A 528-nucleotide genomic window follows, 5' to 3' on the forward strand; every position below is an offset into this window, starting at 1 on the left:
AAATCATGCTAACACTTGATGCTGGTACAGGTCAGAATGCTATCAGCCAAGCGAAACTGTTCAGTGAAGTTGCACCAGTAACCGGTATTACGCTAACTAAGTTAGACGGCACTGCGAAAGGTGGTGTGATTTTCTCAATTGCTGACCAGTTCCAGATTCCAATTCGTTACATTGGTGTTGGTGAAGGCATTGATGATCTGCGTCCATTTGAGTCAAAAGACTTCATTGAAGCTCTATTTAGCCGTGAAGAGTAACGCGAGTAGCAAAGTGGTTTACCCTTAACCTGCTATCGTTTTAAATTTGATATTAGTGATCGTAAGAGGAATTTTCGGTGATCAAATTTCAGCAAGTGAGCAAAGCCTACCGAGGTGGACGCCAAGCACTCCAAAAAGTGGATTTCCATCTAAAACGTGGAGAGATGGCATTTTTAGGCGGGCATTCCGGTGCAGGTAAAAGTACCTTGCTGAAGTTGATTTGCGCGATTGAGCGCCCGACTGATGGGCGTGTCTGGTTCAACGATCACGATAT

1 protein-coding gene and 1 pseudogene are annotated in these 528 nt (G+C 44.5%); both read left to right on the plus strand.

The window, feature by feature from the left end:
- Positions 1-254: pseudogene (locus tag A3712_RS21520) on the plus strand (signal recognition particle-docking protein FtsY); the annotation flags it as partial.
- 77 nt (positions 255-331) lie between these two features.
- Positions 332-528 (plus strand): ATP-binding cassette domain-containing protein (locus A3712_RS21525; protein ID WP_157618844.1); only part of this gene is annotated, 197 nt, incomplete at its 3' end.

This window comes from Vibrio sp. HI00D65 (assembly GCF_001635455.1).
Taxonomy (GTDB): domain Bacteria; phylum Pseudomonadota; class Gammaproteobacteria; order Enterobacterales; family Vibrionaceae; genus Vibrio.